The 20703-nt window shown below is 45.4% G+C and carries 18 protein-coding genes; 8 read left to right on the top strand and 10 right to left on the bottom strand.

The window, feature by feature from the left end; all coding sequences use genetic code 11:
* Nucleotides 1–346 precede the first annotated feature (346 nt).
* Nucleotides 347–502 (bottom strand): hypothetical protein, encoded by a 156-nt coding sequence (locus FEM55_RS25010; RefSeq protein ID WP_171036585.1) that lies wholly within the window; start codon nucleotides 500–502, stop codon nucleotides 347–349.
* A gap of 24 nt (nucleotides 503–526) precedes the next feature.
* On the opposite strand from FEM55_RS25010, the gene FEM55_RS16645 reads away from it, so the two are divergent.
* The 4 genes from FEM55_RS16645 to FEM55_RS16630 all read left to right on the top strand — a co-directional run bounded on the left by FEM55_RS16645 (nucleotide 527) and on the right by FEM55_RS16630 (nucleotide 3989).
* Nucleotides 527–1093, top strand: a complete 567-nt coding sequence (locus FEM55_RS16645; RefSeq protein ID WP_138282459.1) for a hypothetical protein — start codon at nucleotides 527–529, stop codon at nucleotides 1091–1093.
* A 25-nt stretch (nucleotides 1094–1118) separates the two neighbouring features.
* Nucleotides 1119–1913 carry a carboxypeptidase-like regulatory domain-containing protein gene (locus FEM55_RS16640; RefSeq protein WP_229209305.1) on the top strand — a complete coding sequence of 265 codons (795 nt, stop codon included), beginning with the start codon at nucleotides 1119–1121 and terminating at the stop codon, nucleotides 1911–1913.
* A 188-nt stretch (nucleotides 1914–2101) separates the two neighbouring features.
* A complete protein-coding gene (locus FEM55_RS16635) occupies nucleotides 2102–2896 on the top strand; it encodes a LytR/AlgR family response regulator transcription factor (protein WP_138282458.1) in 795 nt (264 codons plus the stop codon).
* A 34-nt stretch (nucleotides 2897–2930) separates the two neighbouring features.
* Nucleotides 2931–3989 (top strand): sensor histidine kinase, encoded by a 1059-nt coding sequence (locus FEM55_RS16630; protein WP_138282457.1) that lies wholly within the window; start codon nucleotides 2931–2933, stop codon nucleotides 3987–3989.
* Nucleotides 3990–4055: 66 nt separating this feature from the next.
* On the opposite strand, the gene FEM55_RS16625 is transcribed toward FEM55_RS16630, so the two are convergent.
* Both FEM55_RS16625 and FEM55_RS16620 read right to left on the bottom strand, forming a co-directional pair.
* Nucleotides 4056–4421 (bottom strand): response regulator, encoded by a 366-nt coding sequence (locus tag FEM55_RS16625; protein WP_138282456.1) that lies wholly within the window; start codon nucleotides 4419–4421, stop codon nucleotides 4056–4058.
* Nucleotides 4418–5902 carry a sensor histidine kinase gene (locus FEM55_RS16620; RefSeq protein ID WP_262710594.1) on the bottom strand — a complete coding sequence of 495 codons (1485 nt, stop codon included), beginning with the start codon at nucleotides 5900–5902 and terminating at the stop codon, nucleotides 4418–4420. Before FEM55_RS16620 ends, FEM55_RS16625 begins: the two co-directional genes overlap by 4 nt.
* 475 nt (nucleotides 5903–6377) lie before the next feature.
* On the opposite strand from FEM55_RS16620, the gene FEM55_RS16615 reads away from it, so the two are divergent.
* Nucleotides 6378–6746: a VOC family protein gene (locus tag FEM55_RS16615; RefSeq protein ID WP_138282454.1), complete on the top strand. Its 369-nt coding sequence runs from the start codon at nucleotides 6378–6380 to the stop codon at nucleotides 6744–6746.
* Between the two features lie 94 nt (nucleotides 6747–6840).
* Here FEM55_RS16615 and FEM55_RS16610 read toward each other — a convergent pair whose 3' ends face one another.
* Nucleotides 6841–8064 carry an FISUMP domain-containing protein gene (locus FEM55_RS16610; RefSeq protein ID WP_138282453.1) on the bottom strand — a complete coding sequence of 408 codons (1224 nt, stop codon included), beginning with the start codon at nucleotides 8062–8064 and terminating at the stop codon, nucleotides 6841–6843.
* Between the two features lie 694 nt (nucleotides 8065–8758).
* Nucleotides 8759–10288, bottom strand: a complete 1530-nt coding sequence (locus tag FEM55_RS16605; RefSeq protein WP_138282452.1) for a SulP family inorganic anion transporter — start codon at nucleotides 10286–10288, stop codon at nucleotides 8759–8761.
* Between the two features lie 327 nt (nucleotides 10289–10615).
* Here FEM55_RS16605 and FEM55_RS16600 point away from each other — a divergent pair, with 327 nt between their 5' ends.
* Complete coding sequence (locus tag FEM55_RS16600) at nucleotides 10616–11446, top strand: DUF72 domain-containing protein (RefSeq protein WP_212748317.1); 831 nt, start codon at nucleotides 10616–10618, stop codon at nucleotides 11444–11446.
* Nucleotides 11447–11485: 39 nt separating this feature from the next.
* On the opposite strand, the gene FEM55_RS16595 is transcribed toward FEM55_RS16600, so the two are convergent.
* Complete coding sequence (locus FEM55_RS16595; RefSeq protein ID WP_138282451.1) at nucleotides 11486–11914, bottom strand: EamA family transporter; 429 nt, start codon at nucleotides 11912–11914, stop codon at nucleotides 11486–11488.
* A gap of 214 nt (nucleotides 11915–12128) precedes the next feature.
* Between FEM55_RS16595 and FEM55_RS16590 the strand changes: the two genes are divergently transcribed.
* Complete coding sequence (locus FEM55_RS16590; protein WP_138282450.1) at nucleotides 12129–12767, top strand: SOS response-associated peptidase; 639 nt, start codon at nucleotides 12129–12131, stop codon at nucleotides 12765–12767.
* Nucleotides 12768–12827: 60 nt separating this feature from the next.
* Here the strand turns inward: FEM55_RS16590 and FEM55_RS16585 are convergent, their stop codons facing one another.
* Nucleotides 12828–13352 (bottom strand): DinB family protein, encoded by a 525-nt coding sequence (locus FEM55_RS16585; RefSeq protein ID WP_308420207.1) that lies wholly within the window; start codon nucleotides 13350–13352, stop codon nucleotides 12828–12830.
* 90 nt (nucleotides 13353–13442) lie between these two features.
* The gene (locus FEM55_RS16580) at nucleotides 13443–15434 is read right to left on the bottom strand and encodes a T9SS type A sorting domain-containing protein (RefSeq protein ID WP_171036583.1); all 1992 of its coding nucleotides are present in this window, start codon (nucleotides 15432–15434) and stop codon (nucleotides 13443–13445) included.
* 552 nt (nucleotides 15435–15986) lie between these two features.
* Between FEM55_RS16580 and FEM55_RS16575 the strand changes: the two genes are divergently transcribed.
* Nucleotides 15987–19211: a PAS domain S-box protein gene (locus FEM55_RS16575; RefSeq protein ID WP_138282448.1), complete on the top strand. Its 3225-nt coding sequence runs from the start codon at nucleotides 15987–15989 to the stop codon at nucleotides 19209–19211.
* A gap of 93 nt (nucleotides 19212–19304) precedes the next feature.
* On the opposite strand, the gene FEM55_RS16570 is transcribed toward FEM55_RS16575, so the two are convergent.
* Complete coding sequence (locus tag FEM55_RS16570) at nucleotides 19305–19895, bottom strand: T9SS type A sorting domain-containing protein (RefSeq protein WP_138280318.1); 591 nt, start codon at nucleotides 19893–19895, stop codon at nucleotides 19305–19307.
* A gap of 393 nt (nucleotides 19896–20288) precedes the next feature.
* Nucleotides 20289–20480 carry a hypothetical protein gene (locus tag FEM55_RS16565; RefSeq protein ID WP_138282447.1) on the bottom strand — a complete coding sequence of 64 codons (192 nt, stop codon included), beginning with the start codon at nucleotides 20478–20480 and terminating at the stop codon, nucleotides 20289–20291.
* Between the last annotated feature and the right edge of the window lie 223 nt (nucleotides 20481–20703).

The raw sequence follows: 20703 nt of genomic DNA, 5'->3' as shown, positions 1-20703 counted from the left end.
AGCTTACCTGTTTTGCTTGTCAGCTTTACCGATTTCAGTTGAAATTTCCCGGAACTGCTGCATGATGAAGGCCTGCCAATCCCGGAAACGACTTTTCCGGATCGGGATCAAATTGAAGAAAAATCCGGCCTGCGGACACTGTTATTTCTGACCGGTTCCAGGAAAAAGTATTTATAGTGTAAGCAAATCAAATGAGGCATTTAGGAGTAATTTCAGTAAGTGAAAAAGCTGAAAGCCCTTTCAGCAAAAGCAGCGGAAATGCTGTTTTTTATGCTGTGTAACAAATGGATGGTGAGACGGGCAGGATATGGTGTTTGTTAAAAATTTCTTGCAGCTTAAAATTCAATCATTTCAGTTTATAGTCCTGCTTTGTCAGTTTACAAACCGGATTTGCCAGTTCAGGCGATTGTTTATTTCGGGTTGAACTTGCTGCCTGTACTTTTGATTTATGATTGGTTTCGGCCAGGGCAATCATGGCCAGTTGCCAGCTGAAACAATTCATTGTAATTCAAATCCATTTAGCAACATGAAAAATAAACAACTTGGCATTCTGGCACTGATTGGTGCCCCTTTCCTGTTCATTGACATGCTCACCGGCAAGTATTATCCTGACTTTTCCAATGCTGGTTTTTCCGGCTTGGCCTGCCTGCTCTACATTACCGGCTGGCTTGCAGCTATTGAAGGGTTACGTCGCATTCTTGACAACGGAACAAACGATTTCAGCCGGATTATGATCCGGATCGTCATGGTTACGCTGGTTATAGCCGACATCTCAAACGTCTGGCAATTATTTTCCAAAAGCCGTCCCATGCTGTTTTTTATACTGGATTCCTGCTGGCCGGTCAGCAATGTGCTGATGCTCGGCGTGGCATGGGTGGTAATCAAAAGCGGGAAAATCAATGGCTGGAAAAAATGGGTACCGCTGGTGCTCGGATGCTGGTTTCCGGTATGCATGCTGCTGGGCAGAACGGACTTTGCTTTTTTTGCCGGCGGTACTTATTCCGCAGTTGCATGGACTCTCTTTGCCCTTTCCATCATGACTACTGAAGAAGAAGCAACTCCTATATTGTCCGGTTCAAATGCTGAAGCATAATATTTCAATCTGTAAAATCCTTGCCATGTCAATTAAAATATTCGTCCGCTCCCTTGCCGGTTCGGCACTACTTACAGCAGGTTTATTGCTTGCATTAATTTCCTGCACCGGAAACGGAGAAATAGATCCCGAACAAAACAATCCGGATGGCCAGTCGGGATATCTGATAGGCAAAGTGACAGATCCGGCGGGCAACGCGCTTCCGGATGCCACGATATTTACGGAAAATACGGTGTACAAAAACCGCGGCGCCGAAGTCAGTTCTTCTTCAGAAGGAACCTATAAACTTTCACTGGTGGCGGGGCTTGGGCAGTGGACAGCAAAAGGTTACATACTGAAAGCGTACAACGGCCATGTGTACAAGATCAGCCTGCATCCTGACAATTCAGAATCCTTTGCCGAAGATGAAAAACCGGTCCGGAACTTTCAATGGAAACTTCAGGGACATATTGCCGATAAAAGCCTGGATCTTTATTACGGCGGTACTGCCGAGCTTTACCGCGACCTGAACTCGGAAATGCGCGATTCGGAAAACATAGAATTCACCTTCCGCCCGGACGGCCCGCTGATCGACGGTTCCGGCGGTATAATCCTGAAATTAAGATGCGGTAAAAGCGGCACGCCGGGCTATAATCTGATCAAAGACATTCCGATTGGCCGCTACAAGGTTTCCGCAGTTTACGTTCCGACCGGACAATCATTGCGTGTTACCGATGCCTGGAACGGTGGCACCTACTATCCGGAAGTAACCATGGAATTCTACGGAACGGATCAATCGTACAGGTCCAATCAGATGGGCATTGGTTACACGGATCTGTAACAGACATGAAATTTCAGATTTCCGGTATCCGGTAAGTAACCGGTACCGGATACCGGTTTAAAAATACAGCATTCTTTTTCCTGACCGGTTTGAAGGCCAGTTTCAGATTAAGTATACTTGCAGCGGTTTAGTAGCAAACGTTTTGAAATGACTTTACACAGTAAATAGCTGTGGAACAATATACAAACATGAATGTACTGATTGTCGAAGATGAGGAACTGGCAGTACGTAAACTCCGGAAACTGGTTACGGAAGTAGATCCAGATTTGAAAATTCAAGGTGTCGCAGGCAGCATTGAAGACGCTGTGTCCTGGCTGAAAGATCATGCAGCCCCGGATCTTATTTTCATGGACATCGAGCTGGCAGACGGCCAGAGTTTCGAGATTTTCAATCAGGTGGAAGTAAAAAGCCATGTTATATTCACGACTTCCTATGATGAATACGTGATGCCCGCCTTCCGGATCAACAGCATTGATTACCTGCTGAAACCGATCCTTAAAGACGATCTTAAGCGCAGCCTTGAAAAAGTGTACCATTGGAAGCCTGAAAACTTATCGCAGCAAACAGCAAACACGCCGCAGCCCATTGATATCAAAAAGCTGCTCGGCGAATTAAAGGATGTTTGCAAACCTGCGGATAACGGCTACATTCACCGTTTTCTGGCGGTACAAGGTCAGAAAATGCTATCCATCGAAACAGACGTTATCCGGTATTTCTATCACGACGGCCAGTCGAGTTGCTTCAGAACCGGAAACGGGCAGCATTACCAGCTGCATTACAACATGGATGAGCTGGCCTGCCTGCTTGATCCGGAACAATTTTACCGGATCAGCGAAACCCTGATCGTGGCGCAGCATGGCGTGGAAAAAGTACTGGCGCAACCCGGCAACCGGCTGAGCATTACACTACGCCCTTCTTTTGAAAACGAAGTGATTGTAAATGCCGGCCAGGCAGCCAATTTCAGGAACTGGCTGGGCAGATAAGCGGACTGGAACTTCAAACCGAAGCCATTTTTCAATGCAGAAATTAAACGACAAGTGGATGCGCATTATCGGCATTCCGCTGCTGGCTTTACTGGGACAATGGATGATGTACGGCTACACGAATGTACCTTATCCCGAAGACTGGCGCATTCCGTTCTTTTTTGTGCTGGGTACGGTCATTGTCTGGCATGTGAACCGGATCGGGATTATTTTTTCACGGAAGCGTTATCCCGAACTCATACAAACCAGGCAGCGTGTCCTTTATCAGCTTGCGTGGTTTGTATTTTTTTCGAGCATCGTTCGGATCACACAGACTTTTTTTTACCAGTATTTCAACCTCTGGCATGATGAAGATTATCTTCAGTTCAGGCCGTATTTTTTCAATACGCTTGTTTCCGTTGCCGGCACGGTACAGATTGCGGCCTATTATGAAGGCGTATACCTGTACCAGCGCTGGCGGGTTTCCTATACGGAAACAGTCGAACTTAAAAAGATCAATCTGCAGAGCCAGCTCAATTCGCTGAAGACACAGATCAATCCCCATTTTCTGTTCAATAACCTGAATTCACTTTCTTCCCTGATTTCCCTTGATTCCCTACTGGCAGAAAAATTCCTCGATCAGTTATCGTCGGTTTACCGCTATCTGCTTCATCAGAATACGCGTGACCTGTGTCCGTTAAAAGATGAAATCGAGTTTATAGAAGCTTATTTTCATCTGCTGAAAACACGTTTCGGAAACGGGATTTTTATGGAAATGCATGTGGAACCTGAATTTCTCTTCTACCGCATTCCACCTTTGACGCTGCAGCTGCTGTTCGAAAATGCGATCAAGCACAATGCAACTTCAGCAAGCAAACCGCTTACCATCCAGCTTTATACACGTGACGGGCACTTGCATGTGCAGAACAATGTACGTAAAAAGAAAACCGCCGTGCATTCCAATCAGATCGGACTGCAGAATATCATCATGAAATACAAGTTGCTCGATCAGTCGAAAGTAGAAGTACATGCCGACGAAGAAAAATTCCTCGTCAGCATCCCGCTGATCGCCCCGGAGCCCGAAAACACCAGCAAAGCACCCGCAAATCCGTAAAGCCACAAATCCTCCCTCCTTTCCTTACTCCTTTCGCCCTTCTTTCCCTCCCTCCTGTCACACCCTCTATTTATCCGTAAATTTATTAACAAGCTCCATCAGTTCGTTCAGGTCAAAAGGCTTTCGGATGTAAGCGTCGGCTCCAAGCTGCATGGCATGTTTTACTTCTTTTTTTTCAACGCTGGCGCTTGCATAGATAAACGGGATGTTTACCGTTGTTTCGTTTTCCTTCAATTGTTTAAGTACTTCATACCCGTTTAGCTTGGGCATCATGATATCACAAAGTATCACAGCGGGAAGGTACTTTATGGCAAGCTCGAGCCCTTCCAGCCCGTTTTCTGCAGTAATTACGTCAAAACCTTCCAATTCAAGCATTTCAGCAGTATTTTCTCGAATATCCAGGTTATCTTCTATAACCAGTACGGTTTTCATAATGCTTCCTGATAGGGTAGTTGAACGTTAAAACATGTGCCTTCGCCCAGTTTGCTGGTAAAGTGGATGGATCCGCCGATCAGATCCACATACCTTTTTACAATGGTTAACCCAAGGCCGGTTCCCTGGAAATTGCTTGCATTCTTGGCGCGGAAAAATTCCGTGAACATGAAGATATGATCATCTTCGGGAATCCCGACACCCTGATCCTGCACTTTGAAATGACAAAGTCCGTTGCGCACTTCGGATTGTAAAAGTATCTGGGTATTTTCTTCTGAATATTTTATAGCGTTAGAGATCAGGTTTGCAATGATGTAGCGGAGCTTCTTGTTGTCCAGAACAATGGACTCTACACCGTCGTAATTAAAAACAATCTGTTGTCCTTTTTTTCGGAGGGGTTGTGCGTCTTCGATAATCTGATTCATCAATTCTTTTAAATTAAATTTAGCGGGTTCCAATTCTACTTTATTCTGTCCCAGTTTGTCCAACGAAAGAAAATCGCTGAGCACATCGGTCAGGTTGCTGACGGATGATTTGATTTTGGAAATGTGCCGGGCCACTTTTTCATCGCCCCATTTTCCGGCATACTGTTCAATCAGGAGCGTACTTGAAAGCACAATGCTCAAAGGCGTCCTGAACTCGTGCGAAGCCATTGAAACAAACCTGGTTTTCAAATCATTCATTTCTTTTTCATTCTGCAAGGCAACGGAAAGCTCGTTCGTCCGGATCGTAACCAGTTTTTCGAGCACATCCGTCATGGACCGGTGCTGATGCACATCGGTACAGGAACCGATGTAACCGGTAAATACATTGTCTGAAGAATAAGTCGGCCTTCCGGTTCCGTTTATCCAGCGGTACTCACCATCATGATGTCTCAGCCGGTATTCCATTGAAAAGCTTGACATTTTGCTGTAAGCTGTATTGAAAACAGAAAGGCAATAATCCAGATCGTCGGGAAAAATCCCATCGATCCAGCCATCTCCCAGTTCCTGCTCCAGCTTGTTTCCGGTAAATGAAAGCCATGTATTGTTCAGATAGGTACAACGCCGTTCCGGGTCGGTAACCCAGACCATAACCGGAAGATTGTCAACCATGTTTCTCAGCCAAACCTCTCTTTCTGTAACAAATTTCCTCGTTTTTACCTGATCCGTTATATCGTTTACAAATACAAATGCCAGCCATTCCCCATCCAGTTCATAATGGCTCAGACTGATGTCGACCGGAAAAAATTCACCGTTTTTTTTACGTGCGTAAATTTCAGCTCCGGGATCAGTCGGATTATCGATGTGCCTGCTGACATAATTTTTGCTACTCTGAAAATAGTTCGAGCGGAGGTTTTCAGGAATCAGCAATTCAATAGGCCGCCCGCTTAGCTCCGCATTATTATAACCAAAAAGACTTTCTGCACAAGGGTTCAGAAGATTGATGCTTCCAACTGCGTCTATCACGAGTATACCTACTGTTGCACAATTGAACAGCATTTGAAAGCCAGTGTCCCCTTTAATTATAATTGTTTTTTCTCCCATAGATTAAAGAGTACTTCATTCCGCAATCATCATAAAACAGGTTACATATCAAACAAATTCTATCATGAGTAGTAAATATAAAACTAATAAACTACTACACCTAATGCAAATAAATTAAGTTATTAAGAAAAGAACATTTAGGGTAACGAAAAATTTTTACCAACGTTCGGAACGAGGCTGCTGAATGTGAAATACGGTACATTACAGGGGCATTGTGTCTTCACAATGCGCATGCAGGATGCCTGAATTTCGGGAACGTCATGTACTTTGAAGTGGTACTTTGGTATATTGGAGCTGGAAATCGCATGCAGGCACATCATCCTGCACGAAACATTGTGAAGACACAATGTTCAGCCAGCCGGTAAATCATTTCTTGTATTTTCCGGATTTTTATTGCGCATCTTTAAAAAACAACTCAAACCGTATTTTCATGAAATCGCTCGGACTAAGAACTACGATTTACAAGGTCACAGACTTGCATGCAGCAAAGCAATGGTATGCAGAAGCGTTTGAAACCGAACCTTACTTTGATGAACCGTATTATGCCGGATTCAACATTGCAGGCTATGAACTGGGATTGCAGCCCGAAGAAGGCGAGAACAGCGCCAAAGGAGAAAATGTAATTACGTACTGGGGAGTGGAAAACATAGGCGCGGCCTATCAAAACCTTGTAGAAATGGGTGCGACCGAACATGAGGCACCCGCTAATGTCGGCGGAGAAATTGTAGTAGCTTCTGTATCGGATCCCTGGGGGAATATGATCGGACTGATTTACAATCCTGAATTTACATTGTCGTAAACAGCAAGAATCCGGAACAGAATCCGGATTCTTGACAACCATACAAAAGTATCAATACAGCTGAATTTTCCTTTTCAGCAGAACTGCTCCGTGCTTATTTGTCCCGGACAAAACGAAGCGGAATATGAGGCGGATTATATCCGATACTCTGCCCGGACAAGGCAGCATACGTGTCGCTTGGCAGCTGGATCAGTTTAAATACAATCGGCAGGTCATTTTCATCCTTGTCCGAAGTCCAAAGCAGACAGTTCGTTCCTTCACCGTTCGGGCTTCCGTTGGTAACTCTCAGATTGGCGGGTACCGCATTGAAGCCGGATGAATTATTCGCATAGCCATCTTCTTTAAGCCACCCGGTAACGGACATCAGATTTCCAAGCAGCTTTTTCGACTGCAGATCCTCGCCGTTTGTCGTATTCCATTGCTCATCGTACGCAATGCCCTGTGATTTTATCAGGTTTATATAATCCTGTCTTGTCGGAATTCTCCAACCTGCCGGCAATGTAATATTTTTGGTATCCGCATATTTGTAAAATGTCCCGAATTGTGGTTTGGATGCTTCTTTTATGCCGCCCGATCCGGAATAATTGACCGAAGTCCATTCCTGCGTACCGATGGTCACAGTCGGGTAATACTGGTTGATGATCTTGACATACGTGCCGCTGACAGGAGGATTGGCATACGGATCTCCCGAATTGCCGCCGTTTCCAGGATTATTGGAAGCATCGACCTTCTTGTACTTGACCGTATACAACACGCCGCCACTCACCCGCTTGGCATTCAGGTAATTGACGGAGGAAGTATAGGTTGTGGCCTGCGGATTGCTCAGTATGCTTTCATATTTCTTCAGATCCTCGGCGCGGATTGCCGATTCCTTGAAACCGGCGTATTTATTGCTGAAAACCTTCATTCTCCCTGTCTGCGCATGGAAAGTCAGCGTGGAAGGATTTGCTTTGTACTCAAGTGTTCCGGTCAGTTTGTATAGATATTGCAGCACTTCGTCTCCGCTGTTGAAAACCTCGGAAGTATACTCAATCGCATTCTTGCCGTTTTTTGTAAAAACCATAGTCCGGAATTCCCTGAATCCCTGTTCGCCCTGGAACGTACCCTGCTCCCAGTTCGTGCTCAGGGGGCCTTCGTTATGATCCGGATACCAGGTTCCTGCCAGTTCATCGGGAATGGATGTATAAGGCGTTTCCCCTACTTCGCCGCCATCCACAGGATCGACGGGCGTAACGGGATTGTCTTCATTTTTACATGACATCATCAGCAGCATTGCAGCCGCAAAGATCATTACAAACTGATTTCTTAAATTTTTCATGGTTTTATTTTATTTTTCATATTCGTGTTGTCATCTTTTTACCGCATGGAAATTTTAAAAAGATGATGATTTTCTATTGGCTAACTGGCTTTTACACTGCTAGATGTTCTAAAAAGCGCATTCATCCTGCGCATAGCGATCATCCTGCTGATCTTACATGGAATAGGGGTTTGATCGTTGAAAATAGTACCTGGCTGACAGCATCACAAAGTTGGACACGAAGGCTGTTTCAGGAAAATACTTAGAAGCTGACTTGTATATTTTTATTGCTGGAACTGCAATTTTCCGCTGTTAACCACATACAGACGCACTGGAAACCGATTGTAATTTTTCAGTAAAACCGAAGGCAGGGCACAAAAAAAGGAGCCCTGAAACAGAGCTCCTTTTAACCGTAACAATTAACCCTACAATTTAGCAATCAAATGGAAAGTAATAACCTGTACTGGGATACCAGGCATCAACCATCCACAACTAAACCCCAATCAGCATCCTAAAAAATTCATGCCAATTAGTTACTATTTAAATAGGAATATATTCTACAAGTAAATAGAATGATTAAACAGTAATTGAAAAACGGAATATTTGACTGCCTTAAATCTTTTCAGCCTGTTTTTCAACATTCATCTAAATCTTCCTAGAACGGAATGTTACGCCTCGGAACCGAAAGAAGCCAGCAATGCTCCTGCATTGCAGACTATTTCACAACCGGGTAAGTCGGATCTTCCATAATATTGACATCGATTACAGCATTTGCATTGTTCAGCAATTTTCTGCATTCAGGGCTTAAATGCTTTAAGAGCACCTTTTTTCCTGCCTTGTGATAACGTTCAGTTATTTTGTTCAGAGCGTCTATGCCGGACATATCCGCCACCCTGCTTTCCGTAAAATCAATGATTATTTCTTCCGGGTCCGTCCTTATTTCAAACTTCTCGTTAAACGCGGTGACTGAACCAAAGAAAAGCGGCCCGTATATTTTGTAATGTTTGATGCCATTTTCATCAACCGATTTATGTGCACGTATTCTTTTGGCACTTTCCCACGCAAAAACCAGTGCCGAAATGATCACACCGATCAGTACGGCCAATGCAAGATTGTGCATGAAGATTGTAATCGCTGCGACAAGTATCCCGACGAATATGTCCTGTTTCGGCATTTTGTTAATGATCCTGAAACTTGCCCATTCAAAAGTACCAATAGCAACCATAATCATAACGCCGGTCAGTGCCGCCATTGGAACCCGTCCGATAACAGGTGCTCCGAAAAGGATGATCAGCAGAATCGTGAGTGCGGCAATAACTCCGGACAACCTGGCCCGCGCTCCGGCTGACAGATTCACAAGTGTCTGGGCAATCATCGGGCAACCGCCCATACCGAAGAAAAATCCGTTCAGGATATTGGCCCCGCCCTGTGCCATGCATTCCCTGTTCCCGTTCCCTGTTGTTGCGGTAATTTCATCCACCAGATTAAGCGTCAGCAGTCCTTCTGTAAGGCCAACGCCGGCCATAATGCAGGCATAAGGCAACACAACCTGTAGAGTCGCTAAATTCAGAGGAACCTGCGGAATATGAAAAGGCGGAAAACCGCCGCTCACCGATGCAATATCCTGGACTGTTTTGGTATCGATATCAAATCCAAGCACCACACAGAATACCACCATGATGGCAGCGAGCGAAGGCGGAAACGATTTGGTGATTTTAGGAAGCCAGATAGTGATGGCAATGGTCAGCAAAACCAGGCCGGACATGATCAGCAGCGGCGTTCCGGAAAGCCAGACTTTTTGACCATGTACCGTTGTTTGGAACTGTTCCAACTGGGAAGTAAAGATGATGACGGCCAGCCCGTTAACAAATCCGTACATGACAGGCTGCGGAACAAGCCGGATGAATTTGCCAAACCTGAAAAGCCCGATGAGCATCTGAACCACGCCTGCCAGAGCCACTGCTGCAAAAACGTATTCGATGCCATGCGATTGCATCAGCGCAATCAGAACGATTACCGTTGCGCCTGCACCTCCTGAAATCAATCCGGGTCTGCCGCCAAAAATGGCCGTGACCAATCCCATGATAAATGCCGCATACAGGCCGGTCAATGGCGGCAATCCGGCCAGGATAGCAAAGGAAAGCGATTCCGGCATCATCGTCATGGCCACGGTAAGTCCGGCCAGGATTTCAGTTCTGTAATTTACTTTCTGTGAAAAATCAAAGAGATTAAGGTAACCTTTCATTTATTGGTAGCTGTGAATAACTGGAACGTATGCCTTCAAAATTACGTGATCGCCGGATGGATCGGAAAGAAACTTGCAATAAGACAAAAAGAGCAGGTTTTAATGAAATTGCAACACAAAGAAAATCTAACCCGGACAACCCTGCAATTGACTCCGTTCCTGATATTTCCAGTCTGTTTGTTTGCATGAATAATTCACTGCAGGCACAATTTCTTTACAACGGTACCCGGTGCTTTCAGCAAAATACGGCCTTGAACGGTCCATGTCCGATCCGTTGTTTCCGACATCAGATTACGCATGTTACCGGCTGACAGAAAACGCTGCTCAATGAATCATGGAGAATTAATCTTTCAAATGTCCGAACCGATGGAGCGTCCGAAATATCATAAGCAGCCGGGATTTTACTCGGGAACAAGCGGACTGGTTTTGCCGGTAAGCAACAAGAGTTTTTACCCGGATGCATACAAGAACAAAAGCAGGCTGACCTATTATGCATCCATGCTCAACAGCATAGAAATAAACAGCTCTTTCTATAAAATTCCGATGCCGTCCACTGTAAGAAACTGGTCGGAACAGGTACCCGAAAGTTTTATGCTGACATTTAAACTGTGGCGCGGCATTACGCATAACAAAGGGCTATCCTTTGCCCCTGAAGACGTAAGCCGTTTTATGCAGACGATTGATCAGGCCGGCAGAAACAAAGGAAGTCTGCTGGTGCAATTCCCACCAAGCCTGAAAATAAGCATGTTCTCCCAGCTGGAAAAACTCATGGATTGCATTACCGCATCCGACCCGGAAAGACACTGGAAGACGGCACTGGAATTCCGGCATTCTTCGTGGTACCACGAGGAAGTTTATGAACTCTGCGACAGCAAGGGATTCGGGATTGTCATCCATGACAAACCGGGATCGGCAACGCCGGCCATTGATCAGGAAGCCGGTTTCAGATACCTGCGTTTTCATGGTCCTGACGGCGATTACAAAGGCAGTTATGATGTCGGATTTCTGAATGAATATGCAGAATACGTTACGGAATGGATTCAGGAAGGCAAAACGGTTTTTACTTACTTTAACAACACAGTCGGTGAAGCGCTTAAAAACCTGACTACGCTTAATACATTGGTAAATCAGGAACAAGAAACGGACAAAGATGCGTAGAAAGGAAACGGACCGATCAGCTAAAAGTATTTCTTCGTGTTACTTGCCGGAATCGGACACGGCGATCAGGATGGCCCCGCTAATGATCAAAACCCCTCCTACTACGAGTTGCCAGGTCATTTTTTCCTTCAAAAAAAGAATGGATAATACGATAGCGATAACGAGCGACGATCGCTCAATAGTAGTCACATACGAAGCTGGTCCCATGGAAAGGGCCTTGAACGAAAATAACGTTGAAAGTGTGGTGGCTATTCCGGCACATGACAGCAATACCCATGCTTTCGTATCGATTTCTCTGATTCCCGAAAATGTACCCTGCCACGTTACTACAGACCAGGTTATAAACAGAATAAACAGGGACTGAAGTGCAAAAGCCAGACTGGAATCTACATTTTTTAATCCCGCTTTGGTTAAAACTGTAACCAGCGCCGCCGTTACGGCAGCTCCGATTGCCCAAATAATCCACATATTAATTCATCCGGTTTAGAAAAATGACATGCTGATCTTAATGAACAAAAAAATCCAGTAAGCAACATGTAGAATTCCATCTCGCATAAAAACTTCGTTCCAGTGGCAGTACGTTGTACTTCAAGACGGATCCAAGGGCATTTTGGTTTAAACCTTAACAGAGGCATTGGAATGAAAATTTTACCGTAGCTGGTAATTATCAACGTTCCTGTTCATGTGTTACCATACCAGACTTACAGCAAAAGCGGATGCCATTGAAAAGAGCGCCGGGGCCAGCTTTGAAGAACCCGACACTTACAAGCCTACCGCCGAATACAACGGATTTGCCACGCCGGCCACGCCGATTATACGCTTTGACGACCGTAAAAAAATCCTGATGTATGAATGGGGGCTGATCGCAGACTGGGTAAAAACAGCTGCTGATGCGAAAAAAGCCAGAATTAACTGTCTGAACGCCCGAATAGAAGAACTGGATGAAAAAGCCTCCTACAAGCGCAAAACCGGGAACCGCTGCCTTGTGGCCATGGACGGCATGTATGAGTGGCAATGGGAATCGCCGGGTGATAAAAAAAGTAAAAAAACAAGGTATCTGGTAACCAGACCGGACAATGCTGTTTTCCTTTGCGCCGGCCTCTTCAACGAATGGCACAACCGGGAAACGGGCATCATAACGTATTGTTATACAATCGTTACCACGCAAGGCAACGAGCTGATGAAAAAAATTCATAACAATGGCGAACGCATGCTCGTAGTACTTTCTCCGGAAGAATACGACGCGTGGCTTGACCCGAAAAACGAACATCTTGCATTTGCAGACCGCTCCCGTATTGAGCTGAAAGCAGTTCAGATGTAGTATTTCCAGTAAAAAGCTTTGCCGGTACCGGTTACAGTTTATTGAAATAGAACCACTAAGCTAGCTTCTGTCCCAGAATGCAGGCGGCTCTATTCCGAGTGCGCGCAGATATACATAACCCTGCGCACGGTGATGAATTTCATTATCAATAAGATACAGTATGGTTCCGTATATGGGCGCTTCGAACTGGCCGTATGCCTTTTCTGTTTCCTGAAACCTTTCCGGCGCAATTTGCGGCCAGTATGCATTGATTTTACCGGTAATTAAATCCCAGAGTTCAAGCACTTCCTGTTTCATTTTCGGTGCGGCAGAATGTGTGTTGTTTCCCGATTCGCCGTAACCGCTCCAGTCTCCGGTAGCAATGCCTTTGATGCCCGGCAAAGCCAGATCCGTCATTTCCATGGTCAGTTGTGCGTAAGTACGCATGCCGCCGATCGAAAAATGGTAAAATTCATTTTCGGGAAAAACTTCAATCATTTTTCTTGTCAGCCGGCGGTGTCCCTGCCAGTGTTCGAGCAAAGCTTCGGGGGTAATTACAACCGTTTTCGTTTTTGGCAATGCCGTGTTCATGCTGCTTTCCATCATTTTCAGATTTAAGTTGTCAACTGTTTAGGTTGCAAATAAAACACCGTCCAATGACAACAGCCTGTCAGCAGCATTCGGAAAAACCTGATTTTATTTTGTGATTACAACCCGATTGGACTGAAAAGAACCGTCCGTGTGTGTAACTTTCAGAATGTAAATACCTGCATCGAGCTTGCTTACATCCATTTTGCCTGAAAAGTTTTTACCAGAACTGTAAACCGGTACAGAGCTACTGTTCAGCAGTTGTATATGCTGCACTTTTCCTGTATTCCCGGTTTGCACATGCAAAGTTTCTGAAACCGGATTCGGATACATGGCGAATGCGGCATCCAGTACAATGCTGCAAATTTTACTGTAAGTATGGCTTTCGTCTGCATCAGTCATTTTCAGGCGGTAAAAGTTTTCCTCACCGGTTGCCGGGCTGGAATGGACAAACTGATACTGGCTTAGTCCTTTCCTTTCACCTTGTGCTGCAACAGTGCCGAGCGTTTTCCAGGATTTCCCGTTGATGCTGTGTTCGACATCAAAACGGTCACTTTGCGTTTCGGACGTTGTTGACCAGTACAGTACAGCGCCCAGACCTTCTTTTTTTGCGGAAAAAGCCGAAAGTGTCACCGGAAGCGGATCTTCCGAAATCTGTACCACCCAGTAATCGGTATACCCTTTCAGCGCGGCACTTTTGTCGTTGCCCGGCTCGGAATCCGAATAGCCGCCGAGCATGTAACTGCCGCCCGAAACCGGCAAGATGCCCGACAGGTGGTCGATTGTGCTTCCGCCCAAGGTTTTGTCCCATAATTTTGTACCGAGACTGTTTACTTTTATAACCCAGAAATCCGCCTTTTCAAATCCCGGGTCCCTGCTTACTTCACTTTTTTCCCCGGTTGCGGCAGAACGTGAAGTTCCGCCCAGCAAATAGCCGCCGTCCGCCGTTGCCACCATGGAGGAAAGCTCGTCTTTGGAGTCACCGCCAAGCGTTTTGTCCCAAACGATTCCCCCGTCAGGATCGGTCTTGACGATCCAGTAATCTCCTTTATAAGAATTGTTGTCCCGGGCATTTTCACTTTTATCCCGGCTTTTCTGTGATGTGGAAGTTCCGCCGAGTACATAACCTCCGTCTTCGGAAGCAAGCATGGTACTTAATGCATCGGCACCTGTTCCGCCAATGGTTTTGTCCCAGCGGATTTCGCCGGTACTGTCTATTTTCACCAGCCAGAAATCATTGGCGTATGATCTGGTGCTTTTTTCTCCCGATGCCGGTGAATTGGAGGTACCTCCCAGCAGAAAACCGCCGTCACTTCCCGGAATCATGGAAGAAAGGTAATCCTGGCCGGTGCCGCCTATGGTTTTATCCCAGAGCTTATTGCCGTTTTTATCAATTTTCAATATCCAGTAATCAAATGATCCCCTGCTTGGCTCGCTTTTGCTGCGGCCTGAATCTTCATTGCTGTAACCGCCCAGTAAAAACCCGCCGTCGGCAGTGACGGCAGCCGATGTAAACTGCGATGAATTGTTGTTTCCTTCTCCGAAGAAACTTTTTTGCCACTCTACGTTTCCCTGTCCGTCGGTTTTCACGGCCCATCCTTTATAATAGGAATGGCCTGTGAGCAGGTAGCCGCCATCCGGTGTGTTGATCATGGCTCCCACTTTTTCTTCCGAGCTATCGGTCAGTAAAGTCTTTTCCCATACTTTTTCACCTTGTGTATTCATTTTTACAATCCAGAAATCCTGATTCCCTAACCAGTATCCCTGATTATCCGGCCAATAATAATCCCCCGGGCCAGCTTCCGATTTATCTCCGCCAACATTGGAATCGGAGTTGCCGGCTATGATATAACCTCCGTCTGCAGAAGCGAGCATCACGGTGCCATAAGAATAACCGTTTCGACCGTCAATGTAATCTCCATCTTCACTGGGGTGCTCATATTTTACTCCTCCGAAGGACTTGTCCCAAACTTTGGTCTGGGCGAAAGCAGTATTTCCCCCAAGGAACGGGCAAAGCAGTATACTTCCTGCCAACCATAATAACCTGCTTTCATGCTGTATTTGCCGGATTCCGGCAGGTCTTTGTAAAAGTAAGTTCATGTCCGTCTGAGTTTTGGCCGAGTAGAAAAGAAGAAGCATGTATTCCTATACAATATAATTAAACAAATTTGTTATTTACCTATTTCAAGATCAAGAATATTAAATTATGTCATTTGCAACTACTGAAAACGGTTAATACTATTTAAAATAGAGATCAGAAAGCACCGGCCGGATTCCGGATAAAGGGTCTGTAAAGTTCCGGCCGGGCAGGATTCATACCGATCAACGCTTCTGACAGCCAGAGCAACAGCTATACGAAAGGACTGAAACAGGCACATTCCGGTCATTTTAAATTCAGCAAGCAGTTCCATTTAATAACCGGAATGAAGTTTATTTGCAATCCGGAAGAGAATGGAATAATATTTTACCAGTGATACCCAGGCAACAGCAGCCTTTGAATTGTGTCAGTATTTTTACACTTTCGGGAACTTTGCCGCTTTAATTACTTCGTTTCGATTTACCCGAATGTCAGCAAGTGCACGATTGCAGGAATGCAGCAAACCCTATAATAAATCCTGTAATTGCCCTTGCAGACGATAGACTTACTTTTACATGACAGGCCAACCCAAGCCATTCAGCATTCATAATAATCTTGAAATCCAGCGTCTGGAACTTGCCCTTCAATCTGCCGGAATCGGAACCTGGCAGCTGAACCCTGAAAACGATACGCTGCGCTGGTGTCACCGTACCAAAAAGCTGTTCGGATTTTCAGGCCATGATATCATTACGTTTCATGAAATGCTGGAAATGGTGCATCCTGACGACCGGAAGCCCTTTCAGCAGGCTTTCCATCAGGTACAGACGGAGCCTGCCCAAAAATCGTTTTCGGTAGAGTTCCGTTGCCTCAACAAAAAAGACGGCAGAACCATATGGGTTTTGTGCAAAGGCCAGGTTCATCATGATGAGGAAACAAATTCACCAAAATTGCTGGGCAGTTTTGTCAATGTAACGGGTGACGTGGAAAACCGGATGCAGCAGAGAGACCTTATGCAGCAGCTGCGTATTTTTCAGATCATGGTGGAACAGGCGCCGATGGCCATCGGATTTCTGAGCGGCCCGGAAATGATTATCACGGTCGGGAATGCGAAGATATTTGAAATGTGGGGCAAGGATGCTTCCATTACGGGAATGAAGCTCCTCGACGCACTTCCGGAGATCAATGATCAGGTTTTTATAAGTCTGCTTCGGGATGTTTATACAACCGGCAAGCCCTACAACGGCAACGGCGTACATGCCAGGCTGCTCCGGAACGGCGTCATGGAAGATGTTTATTTCGACTTTGTATACACGCCCCTGCGCGATCATTCCGAAACGATTACGGGCGTCATGGTGCTGGCAACGGATGTTACCGAACAGATTAAATCCCGTAAAAACCTGGAAGCCAGTGAAGCTAAATTCCGCGCGCTGATTGAGCAGGCACCGGTTGGCACCTGCCTGTTTGTCGGAAAGGACATGATTGTGGAACTGGCCAATGAACCGATGATCGGATACTGGGGAAAAGACAAGTCAGTAATCGGAAAGCCGTTACGGGAAGCGATTCCGGAACTTGAAGGCCAGCCATTTCTGGATATTCTGGACAGTATTTATAAAACAGGAATTGCGTACAGTTCAAAAAACGCGGCTGTTGATCTGGAAGTAAACGGCGTGCTGAGTACTTATTATTACAATTTTACGTACAAGCCGATCTTCAACAGCTCAGGCGAAATTTTCGGGATCATAAACATGTCCATCGATGTAACGCAGCAGGTGAAGGCACAGAAATCACTGGAAGAAAGTGAATCCAAGCTGCGTTCGGTTATTGAATCGGCGCCTGCTGCAATGGGGTTGTTTATTGGCCGCGACCTGGTTGTTGAAATGCCTAATCAGGCGTTTATTGAAATTGTCGGAAAAGGGCCGGATATAGCAGGGAAACCGCTTTCCAAAGTAATGCCGGAACTGGAAAATCAGCCTTTCCTGCAGATTCTGGATGATGTTTATACCACCGGCACTATGTATCAAAGCTTTGGCACACAGGTTCATATCGAACGAAATGGCATTTTGAACGAAAATTATTACGACATCATCTATTCGCCCATTTTTGATAATGAAGGGAAGGTATACGCCATTCTGGATATTGCCACGGACGTTACCGAACGTGTCGTAATCCAGAAACAGATCGAAGAAAGCCAGATGCAGCTACTGGCGCTGTTTGAACAATCGCCGGTGGCCATTGCCATCATCAGCAGAGACGAACTCCGTTATGTGATGGCCAATCCGTATTATAATGAACTCGTCGGAAGAGGCAATGGCGAACTCGTAGGAAAGCCGCTGCTGGAAGCCATTCCGGAAATAGCCGGACAAGGTTTTGATCTTTTGCTGCGGAATGTGATCGAAACCGGAATCCCGTTTATCTCAAAAGAACAGCCTGTTCAGATATTCAAAGATGACCGGTTGCAAACCATTTATGTAGACCTTAACTATCAGCCGCAAAGGGATATGAATGGCAGGATTACCGGTGTGCTTGTTGTGGCCATGGACATTACCCAACAGGTGCTGGCAAGGCAGAAGATTGAAGAAGCAGAAAGTTCGCTGCGCAGCGCGGTGGAACTTGCCGATCTCGGAACCTGGCAAATCGAGCTTGCAAGCGGCAGGATTGACTTTTCAGGACGTTTGCTGCAATGGTTCGGAATAGACCGGAATGAAAACCTGACACGTGAAAAAATAAACAGCCTGATTCCCGCAGCCGACTTGCTGCAGATACAAAATGCCATGCACGAGGCATTGAAGCCCGGCACTCCCGACAAGTTCAATGTGGAGTTTATGGTTCAGGATCAGCAGGCAATTTCCAAACGCATACTGCATACGCAGGGGAAAATTTTCTTCAATGAAAAGCGGGAAGCCACGAAGATCATCGGCGCGGTACAGGACATTACAATTCAGAAAAAAATAAAACTGGCACTTGAACTTCAGGTGCAGCAGCGGACAGAAGAACTGGAAGCACTGAACGAAGAACTGGCTTCTATCAATGAAGAATACCTTGCCACAAACGAAGAACTGTCAGAATCAAACCAGCTTTTGATCCAGTCCAACCAGAACCTGCAGCAATTTGCCTATGTAGCGTCGCACGACCTTCAGGAACCACTGCGTAAAATCCAGTCGTTCGGGAACCTGCTTGGGGACCGGTATGCTGCGGAACTGGGCGAAGGCAGAAATTACCTGCTGCGAATGCAGTCTGCTGCCAAGCGTATGTCGGACCTGATTGAAGATTTGCTGGCTTTCTCAAGGATTTCAACCAAAAAGGAAAACAATGAATATGTTCCGCTTAACAAACTGATGAGTTCCATTCTTACAGATCTCGAACTTAGTATTCAGGAATCCGGCGCTGAGCTGGTTGTCGGTGACTTGCCGGTCATAACGGGTGATGCCATGCAGCTAGGGCAACTTTTCCAGAATCTGATCAGCAATGCGCTTAAATTCCGCAAGAAAGACATCATACCGGTGATCCGGATTCAAAGTCAGGTTGTTTCGGAAAAAGAGATTCCGCTTTCAGGAAGTTCTTTACGCTCAGCTTCATACTACTATAAAATTGACGTAAAGGATAATGGTATCGGATTTGACCAGAAGTATGCAGACCGTATTTTTCAGCTTTTTCAGCGGCTTCACGGCAGAAGCGAGTATTCAGGAACAGGAATCGGACTTGCGATTTGTGAAAAGGTAGCTGCTAACCACGGAGGTATGATTTCGGTTATCAGCCAGCCGGACAATGGTTCTGTTTTCAGCGTTTTCCTTCCGGCTTAACAGTTGCAATAGTTCGGGGTAATTTTTATGAATGTATTCTGGAGCAATGTACAGCCTGGAATGATGAATCCGGTAGTTGGTAAAATCGGCTTCCTAGTTGGTGTGCAACACTTTTAATGTCTGAGAAAAGTCCTCGCAGCTTACTTTTACAAGCAGGATGCCGGTCGATAGCTGCGGCACATCCAGCGTATACGATTCGGTTGCCTGGTTTTTGGCAACTTGTTTTTTCACCAGCGAACGTCCCTGCAAATCGTAGATTTCGATCGTCGGGTTGCTGTTCATCGGGCCTGTGATCTGCGTCATGACTTTTCCTGCACGTACCGGATTGCCCAGGATCACGGCTTCCCACTTGGCCTCCACTTCGCTTTCACTGGCCTGAACGGCCGGCAGAAGAAACGATCTGGATGTTTGCTGCTCGATGAAAACCGTCAGGTTTGTAACGCCGTCCTCAGCTGTGTAGCGGATCACACAAGGTTCCGCAGGGATCTGCAGTTTGCCGGTTTCGTTGCTGATTTCAACAATCTGTTTTTTGCCGTCTACAACGAAGGCGTACTTGCCGTCAGCCACGGGCATCTGGATGGTCAGAGGCTTTGTTTTGGTAAATAAAGGTGCACTGAAAGAGGAGGATAGAGAAGTAACGATCAGTAAAACAATGAAGAGGAGGTTTTTACGTGCAGTGTTCATGTCAGTATTATTAGCAGGTGTTATTTGATTTGATGATTCAAAATTAGGCACAAGCCCGACCTGAAAACATGACCTACATCATACTGAAAACTAATTTTGATTTACTTTACATTTTATACGATATTCCATAAAATTCATACTACAATGCATCTTTATTTTTTTCAAACATGCCTTAAAACAAAAACAATACTGATTTTAACCTTCTGCGAACATGATGTTCTGCTTATATACAATTTAATATACACGCAGAAATCTGTAAAAACGAAAGGGAAAATCTTATTTTGATTAAACAAAAAGGCAGGACCATGCATAGTACGCACGTCCTGCCTTCCAACTGGAATATCAGTAAATGTTCAGATGTCAGTATAACCTGAACACCAAAGCTGCTACTGCTTATTGCTGCATGCCTGTGCTGTCGGTTCCGGTTGTATCGGAATTCATCGTTCCATTGCCGTTTGTTGTCATGGTATCACCCTGCATTTCTCCGGTGGTATTATTTTCATTGCTGGTGTCTTTTCCACAGCTTGCCATTGTCAGCATGGCACACAAACCGAGCATTGAAACTGCTTTCAGGATCGTTTTCATAATTTCACATTTTTATGGTTTATAATCTGCAATAATATTCCGTACTCCTGTAAATAATTGTACCTTCTGTTAGTAAGTAAATAATTACCCAGTTGGATGTCCAGCTTTTAACTGCTAGCTGTTTAGCTTTTATAAAAATGAATTGCTCGTTGAGAAAATTTATAAAAATCAATCGCTTTAATTCATATCAGGCAATTCATGGAACCCATCTCTTTTCTGCACG

The sequence above is a fragment of the Dyadobacter sediminis genome, assembly GCF_005860765.1.
GTDB classification, from domain to species: Bacteria; Bacteroidota; Bacteroidia; order Cytophagales; family Spirosomataceae; genus Dyadobacter; species Dyadobacter sediminis.
This window is presented reverse-complemented; position numbering and strand designations above follow the sequence as displayed.

Bases quoted from the DNA above. Each gene is read 5' to 3' on its own strand.
- FEM55_RS25010 (WP_171036585.1), bottom strand. From the start codon at position 502: ATGAATTGTTTCAGCTGGCAACTGGCCATGATTGCCCTGGCCGAAACC.
- FEM55_RS16645 (WP_138282459.1), top strand. From the start codon at position 527: ATGAAAAATAAACAACTTGGCATTCTGGCACTGATTGGTGCCCCTTTC.
- FEM55_RS16640 (WP_229209305.1), top strand. From the start codon at position 1,119: ATGTCAATTAAAATATTCGTCCGCTCCCTTGCCGGTTCGGCACTACTT.
- FEM55_RS16635 (WP_138282458.1), top strand. From the start codon at position 2,102: ATGAATGTACTGATTGTCGAAGATGAGGAACTGGCAGTACGTAAACTC.
- FEM55_RS16630 (WP_138282457.1), top strand. From the start codon at position 2,931: ATGCAGAAATTAAACGACAAGTGGATGCGCATTATCGGCATTCCGCTG.
- FEM55_RS16625 (WP_138282456.1), bottom strand. From the start codon at position 4,421: ATGAAAACCGTACTGGTTATAGAAGATAACCTGGATATTCGAGAAAAT.
- FEM55_RS16620 (WP_262710594.1), bottom strand. From the start codon at position 5,902: ATGCTGTTCAATTGTGCAACAGTAGGTATACTCGTGATAGACGCAGTT.
- FEM55_RS16615 (WP_138282454.1), top strand. From the start codon at position 6,378: ATGAAATCGCTCGGACTAAGAACTACGATTTACAAGGTCACAGACTTG.
- FEM55_RS16610 (WP_138282453.1), bottom strand. From the start codon at position 8,064: ATGAAAAATTTAAGAAATCAGTTTGTAATGATCTTTGCGGCTGCAATG.
- FEM55_RS16605 (WP_138282452.1), bottom strand. From the start codon at position 10,288: ATGAAAGGTTACCTTAATCTCTTTGATTTTTCACAGAAAGTAAATTAC.
- FEM55_RS16600 (WP_212748317.1), top strand. From the start codon at position 10,616: ATGAATCATGGAGAATTAATCTTTCAAATGTCCGAACCGATGGAGCGT.
- FEM55_RS16595 (WP_138282451.1), bottom strand. From the start codon at position 11,914: ATGTGGATTATTTGGGCAATCGGAGCTGCCGTAACGGCGGCGCTGGTT.
- FEM55_RS16590 (WP_138282450.1), top strand. From the start codon at position 12,129: ATGTGTTACCATACCAGACTTACAGCAAAAGCGGATGCCATTGAAAAG.
- FEM55_RS16585 (WP_308420207.1), bottom strand. From the start codon at position 13,352: ATGATGGAAAGCAGCATGAACACGGCATTGCCAAAAACGAAAACGGTT.
- FEM55_RS16580 (WP_171036583.1), bottom strand. From the start codon at position 15,434: ATGAACTTACTTTTACAAAGACCTGCCGGAATCCGGCAAATACAGCAT.
- FEM55_RS16575 (WP_138282448.1), top strand. From the start codon at position 15,987: ATGACAGGCCAACCCAAGCCATTCAGCATTCATAATAATCTTGAAATC.
- FEM55_RS16570 (WP_138280318.1), bottom strand. From the start codon at position 19,895: ATGAACACTGCACGTAAAAACCTCCTCTTCATTGTTTTACTGATCGTT.
- FEM55_RS16565 (WP_138282447.1), bottom strand. From the start codon at position 20,480: ATGAAAACGATCCTGAAAGCAGTTTCAATGCTCGGTTTGTGTGCCATG.